This window comes from Caballeronia sp. AZ1_KS37 (assembly GCF_023631165.1).
Taxonomy (GTDB): domain Bacteria; phylum Pseudomonadota; class Gammaproteobacteria; order Burkholderiales; family Burkholderiaceae; genus Caballeronia; species Caballeronia zhejiangensis.
Map to the genome: position 1 here is coordinate 1 of NZ_JALQDP010000023.1, position 6,230 is coordinate 6,230.

Consider the following 6,230-nt stretch of genomic DNA (forward strand, 5'->3'; position numbering starts at 1 on the left):
CTATCGCCGATTCCGAAGAACCAGCCGCACTCGCCATCAAGCGCCCACACTTATCGGCTGTTAGTTTTTAAAGAGCACATCGCAAGACAAGTCTTACTTCAACTTCCGTCTTGCGTCGCTGCATCAGCAGCAGAGAAACGAGATTATGAAGAATCTTTTTCTCTTTGTCAACACTATTTTTCGCTTTCGCTTCCAAATCCGGTGACTTCTGAGACCGCCCGTTTCGCTCGGCGGCTCTCGTCTTGCGACGAGGGGCTGAATAGTAGGTCAAGCACACACGAATGACAAGGTGACGAACGCAATTTTTTTCGCGTCTGCTTCAGTGTGCCGCCTTCGCCGCTCCGATGACAAACTCCATCGGCACTGCCGCGGCCATCGCCGCGTATCCCGCGTCGCTCGGATGGATATGATCGCCGCTGTCATACCGGCGCTGGAGCACGCTCGGGCGCGCCGGATCGCGCAGCGCCTGATCGAAGTCGATGACACCGTCGAACGCCCGGCTCGCGCGAATCGATTCGTTGACCGCCGTTCGGATCGACTCCCTTTCCGGCGGCAGCGAAGCGGGCGTGAGCGTCGCACCGTAGATCTTCACGCCGCGCTGATGCGCCTGCGCAATCAGTCGCTGATATCCGCGCACCAGCGCATCGGCGTTGACTTCCGTGTGCGGCGCGTCGCAATCGAGCCCGGCGTGCGCGGGCATCGCCATGAAGTTGATATCGTTGATGCCGATCAGCACGATCACCGCCCGCACGCCCGGTTGACGCAGCGCGTCGCGCTCGAAGCGGCTCACGACGGCCTCACCGTAACAGGGCGAGTTGCTGAGCAGACGATTCCCGCTGATGCCCGCATTCAAGACCGCGGTTTGCCCGCCACTTTTCCGGGCGACTTCTTTCGCGAGCGCATCCGGCCAGCGCCGGTTCGCATTGAGCGAGGAACGCATGCCGTCGGTGATCGAATCGCCGATCGCCACGATCGCGTGCGCCGACGCGCTTTCCACCGCGACGTTGCTGAGCCACGCATATTGCGTGAAGCGCGTGCGGTACGCGGCTGCCGATCCATCTCCGGTGCGGTCGCCCGGCGTCGAAATGTAGTTCAACTGGCTCGACACGCGGTGCCACGCGACGAGCTTTTGATCCTTCCCCATGAACATGCTGACGGCGACCGGCTGAAACGCGGCGACGTCGAAATCGACCGCGTCGCTTGTTGCTTGCGCGCCCGGCGCGACCGTCACACTCTTGTGTCCGCCGAAAGACACGGACCGTGCGCTGCCGGCCTGGATCGCTGCACTGCTACCGCCGACCGCCCGTGCGACGCTCATGGACTCGACGACGAGCGGTTCGGTCCCGTAAAGATTGCTGATCCGCAGACGCATCCGCTTGCCGTCGAGTTGCGGATAAATCAGCTGACGGACGGTGCGCCCCGCGACGTCCGGCGCGCGATAGAGCGGCGGCAGGTTCGCCAGTTGCGGAATCGACTGCAGCGCAGTGCCCCACGCGCTGACCCATCGCTCGTTGGCGGGCGTTTCCGCAGCGTCGGCGGCGAACGCCATTGGCGCGAAATTGAGTTGGACGGCGCACGCGGCCGCGCAAATCGCGGCGAGAACTCGGAGTTTCATTCGGCGATGGCGTTCGGAAAAGGCTCGATTGTGCCTGAAGTGTCATCAAGCTCGCGCCGCACATCGCCGGCGACGCGCACAAGCAGCAGCGACGCCCGTGAAATGGCCTCACAATGCTGCCAGTTCTTTTTTCGCCGGCGCGATGACTTACGCAGCGGGCATCAATATAAATATGCAATCGAAAAATTCAGCACTGCAGCAACTCGTCTGGGATGAAGACGGCGAAAGCCGCTCAGCCCGCTGGCGATCGGAGAGCGGCAATCCGCCCGCGAAGCGCGTCGTCATCGGACACGATCAGATGACGGCCGATCACGCGTACCGGCTCGCCTGCGAAGGCACCGCGATTCTCTGGCGCGGCGATTTTAAGAACGCTCGCCAGTTGCTGCAGGCGATGGCCCGCCGTATCGACAACAAACCGCGCAAGGCGAAGAAGCCCGCGACGGAAACATCGCCGATCGATGCGTTCAATCTCCATCGACTCGCGCAATCGCAGCGCGCCCGCACCCTCGCAATGCTCGTGCTGCCGCTCGACGAGCACTACGCCATCCCGTTGCGACGCGCGCCGGACGTGCGCCAGGCATGCGAGGAAGCATACGGGCCGCCGTCGGATGAAGCATCGGTGGTGTCCTTGCGCGAGGTGCTTGGTCTGATCGGCGCGCACGAGTGGCGCAAGAAAGGCGTCGACATCGACGCGGCCGGCGGGCGGATCCATCCCTATTACGGCGTGTTCTCGCCCGTTCGCGGCGAGTACGTCGATCTGGTCGCGAATCAGCCGCTGCCGTCAAAGGAACTCGCGTTCGATATCGGCACGGGAACCGGCGTGCTCGCGGCCGTGCTCGCGCGGCGCGGCGTCGAGCGGATCGTCGCAACCGACGTCGACGCCCGCGCGCTCGCCTGTGCGCGGGAAAACGTCGATGGACTCGGCCTCGCTCGTCAGGTGAAGGTCGTGGAAGCCGACATGTTTCCCGAGGGCTGCGCGCCGCTCGTCGTCTGCAATCCGCCGTGGCTTCCGGCGCGTCCGAGCGCCACGATCGAGCACGCGATCTACGACCCGGAGAGCCGCATGCTGCGCGGCTTTCTCGACGGCCTCGCCGCGCACCTGACACCGGGCGGCGAAGGCTGGCTTATCCTGTCGGACTTCGCGGAGCATCTCGGCCTGCGCACGCGCGCGCAGTTGCAGGAATGGATCGACAAGGCCGGACTGAAGGTCGATGGACGTATCGACATCAAGCCGCGTCATTCGAAGGCGATCGACAAGTCCGATCCGCTGCACGCCGCGCGCTCGGCGGAAGTCACGTCGCTGTGGCGGCTGGTCGTCGCCTAAGTTGGATCAGGCGCGCTCGGCAAGCCACGCGAGCGCGCCCTCGCCCGCGACGAGCCCGCTCGCGAAACACGCCGTCAGCAGATAGCCGCCGGTCGGCGCTTCCCAGTCGAGCATTTCGCCCGCGCAGAACACGCCGGGAAGCGCGGCGAGCATCGAACGCGCATCGAGGGCTTCGAACTCGACGCCGCCCGCGCTGCTGATGACTTCCGCAATCGGCCGCGGGCGCAGCACACGCAGCGGCAACGCCTTGATGCGCGCGGCGAGCGTGATGGGATCGGCAAATTCGTCCTTGCTCACGCATTCGCGCAACAAACCCGCTTTCACGCCCGTGAGATGCAGCCGGCTTTGCAGATGACTCGACATCGAGCGCGCGCCACGCGGATGCAGCACTTCCTCGCGCACGCGTTCGGCGGAGAGCTGCGGCGTCAGATCGAGCAGAATCGTCGCGCCGGCGCCGTGACTTTCGTCGATCCGGTCGCGAATCGGCGCCGATAACGCGTAAATCAGACTGCCCTCGATACCCTGATCGGTGATGAGGCACTCGCCGACGCGCCAGTCGGGCGCGCCGTCCGCGCGCGGCACGCCGATCGCCACCGACTTGAGCGGCTCGCCCGCGAACCGGCTGCTGAAATGCTCGCTCCAGCCCACATCGAAGCCGCAATTCGACGGCACGAAAGGACGCGTGGCCACGCCGCGCGCGGCGAGAACCGGCAGCGCGGCGCCATCGGAGCCGAGTTGCGGCCAGCTTGCGCCGCCGAGCGCCAGCACGAGCGCATCGTGCCGAACGTGTTTCTCGCCCGATGGCGTCGCGAACCGCGATATCGACGCGCGTTCGTCGGCCCAGCCGAGCCAGCGATGCCGCATATGAAACGTGACGCCCGACGCGCGCAGCCGATGCAGCCATGCGCGCAGCATCGGCGCGGCTTTCATGTCGGTGGGAAACACGCGCCCCGAGCTGCCGACGAAAGTCTCGACGCCCAGGTCGTGAACCCAATCCCGCAACGCGCTTGCATCGAAGCGCGCGAGCAGCGGCGCGATCGCCGCGCTGCGCGCGCCGTATCGCGCGAGGAACGCCTCGGCGGGCTCCGAATGCGTGAGATTCATGCCCCCTTTGCCGGCCATCAGGAATTTGCGTCCGACGGACGGCATCGCGTCGAACACACCGACGCGCGCGCCGCCCGCCGCGAGCGCCTCCGCGGCCATGAGCCCGGCCGGCCCGCCGCCGACGACCGCGACGTTCACCGATTCGATGTTTTCAACTGACGACATGCCTAAATAGAAAGAACAAAACGGAGCGACATTGTCGCATCGCCGGTCTGCGCGGCGGGAACGCATCGACGGCGCCGCGTAAGTCATTAAATAACAAAAAAGAATTTGGCCGCCTGCGCGCGGGCCAGTACGATCCGGCGATTCGTTGCATCGACAACTTTTTACTGAAATAGCCTGATCATGTCCGTTTCCCTCGCGCCCGAACGCCCTGCCGCCCAGTCCGCCACCCAGGATTCACGGCCGGTCATCAAAAGCGCCGCCGATGTTTCCAGTCTCGTCAACCACGGCGCCGCCATCGGCAGCGACGCGCGCGTGGTCGTCGCCATCGCGCTCGGCGGCATTTTTCTCGATGCCTACGATCTGGGCGCGCTCGCGTTCGGCATGAAGGACATCGCCCGCGAATTCTCGCTGACGCCGACCGGCTCCGGCTTCGTCGCCGCCGCGATCACGTTCGGGGCGATCATCGGCGCGTTCCTCGGCGGATATCTCACCGACAAGGTCGGCCGCTATCGCGTCTTCATGGCGGACATGTTCTTCTTCGTCGTCGCGGCGATCGCCTGCGCGCTCGCGCCGAACGCCTGGGTGCTCGGCGGTGCGCGTTTCGTGATGGGACTGGGCGTCGGCATCGATTTGCCCGTCGCGATGGCCTTTCTCGCGGAATTTTCCCGCTTGCAGGGCCGCGGCAACAAGGCGGCACGCGTTGCGATGTGGTGCCCGGTCTGGTACGCGGCGATCAGCGTCTCGTATCTGCTGGTGCTCGGTTTGTACGCGGTCTTGCCCGAACACAACGCGGGCTGGCTCTGGCGTCTGATCCTCGGCTTTGGCGCGGTTCCGGCGATTGCGATCATCGCGATTCGCAGCCGATACATGAGCGAATCGCCGGTCTGGGCCGCGAATCAGGGCGATCTGAAAGGCGCGGCCGCGATCCTCAAGCGCTCGTACGGCATCGATGCCCGCGTCGACGAAACCGCCACCGTTGCGCCGAAGGCGCGTCGCGCGACGTGGAGCAACTACGGCGCGCTGCTGCGCGGCGTCTACCTGCGCCGGACCGTGCTGGCGACGGTCATCGCCATCGCGTCGTCGTTCGCCTATAACGCCGTGGCGTTCGGCTTGCCGGTCATCATTTCGAGTTTCCTCGCGCAATCGATGCTCACTACGATCCTCGCGTCGCTCGCGCTCAATCTGTGTTTCGCGTTCGCGGGCGGGCTGTTTTCCGTGCGCACGGTGCCGAAATTCGGCGCGTGGAAGCTGTCGGTCGTCGGTTACGCGTTTCAGTTTGCGGCGCTCGTCGGGCTCGCGATCGTCGGGAAGCCGTCGACGGGCGTCGAAGTCGTCGTCGCGATCGCGTTTCTCGCGGCGTTCCTGCTCGGACAGGGCGTCGGGCCTGGCTCGCACAGCATGACGTTTGCGTCGCTGAGCTATCCGACTTCGCTGCGTGGTGTCGGCGTCGGCTTCAATCAGACGCTGATGCGCGCCAGCTCGACGGTTTCGCTGTTCCTGTTCCCGGTCTTGTCGGCGGCGCTCGGCACGAAGGTGTTCTGGATCATCGCCGTCGCGCCGCTCGCGGGGCTCGTCGCGCTGTTCGCCGTGCGCTGGGAACCGTCGGGCTACGACGTCGACGCTGAGGATTTCGCCGCGCAGCAGCCGCGTTAAAACAGTTTCCGATCCCGCCTTATAAAGAGCGGCAGGCGATGTTTCGCCTGCCGCTCTTTTCGTTTCTCCTCCTGCCTGCACTAGATTAAAGGTCGCGCGCTTTGCGCGACGGGATCCGCTTCTCGCATGCGGAGTTACCCGAATACGTCTCAAAAACGCATTTACCGACCGTCCGGTCGGTTTATAATCGCCGGACAGCGACTTCTTTTGAGCGAGTGCCGACATGTACACGCAATCCCTCGACCTCCCCAGCGCGACGTCCGCAGCCGAAAGCCACGAAGCCGCAGCCTCCGCCGCCCAAACCCGCTTCGACGCGGTGATGCAGGCCGACGGCAAGATCGAGCCGCAGGACTGGATGCCCGAGGCGTA

The 6,230-nt window shown here is 65.0% G+C and carries 4 protein-coding genes and 1 pseudogene; 3 read left to right on the forward strand and 2 right to left on the reverse strand.

Annotated elements, in window-relative coordinates; all coding sequences use genetic code 11:
• Positions 1–319: 319 nt before the first annotated feature.
• Positions 320–1,615: an SGNH/GDSL hydrolase family protein gene (locus tag NCS00_RS13210; RefSeq protein ID WP_250440250.1), complete on the reverse strand. Its 1,296-nt coding sequence runs from the start codon at positions 1,613–1,615 to the stop codon at positions 320–322.
• 172 nt (positions 1,616–1,787) lie between these two features.
• Between NCS00_RS13210 and NCS00_RS13215 the strand changes: the two genes are divergently transcribed.
• Positions 1,788–2,939 carry a methyltransferase gene (locus tag NCS00_RS13215; protein WP_250440252.1) on the forward strand — a complete coding sequence of 384 codons (1,152 nt, stop codon included), beginning with the start codon at positions 1,788–1,790 and terminating at the stop codon, positions 2,937–2,939.
• A gap of 6 nt (positions 2,940–2,945) precedes the next feature.
• Here NCS00_RS13215 and NCS00_RS13220 read toward each other — a convergent pair whose 3' ends face one another.
• On the reverse strand, positions 2,946–4,208 hold the full coding sequence (locus NCS00_RS13220) for a TIGR03862 family flavoprotein (protein WP_250440254.1): 1,263 nt from the start codon (positions 4,206–4,208) through the stop codon (positions 2,946–2,948).
• Between the two features lie 180 nt (positions 4,209–4,388).
• On the opposite strand from NCS00_RS13220, the gene NCS00_RS13225 reads away from it, so the two are divergent.
• Positions 4,389–5,861: an MFS transporter gene (locus NCS00_RS13225; protein WP_250440256.1), complete on the forward strand. Its 1,473-nt coding sequence runs from the start codon at positions 4,389–4,391 to the stop codon at positions 5,859–5,861.
• Between the two features lie 223 nt (positions 5,862–6,084).
• Positions 6,085–6,230 (forward strand): annotated as a pseudogene (locus tag NCS00_RS13230) (1,2-phenylacetyl-CoA epoxidase subunit PaaA); the annotation flags it as partial.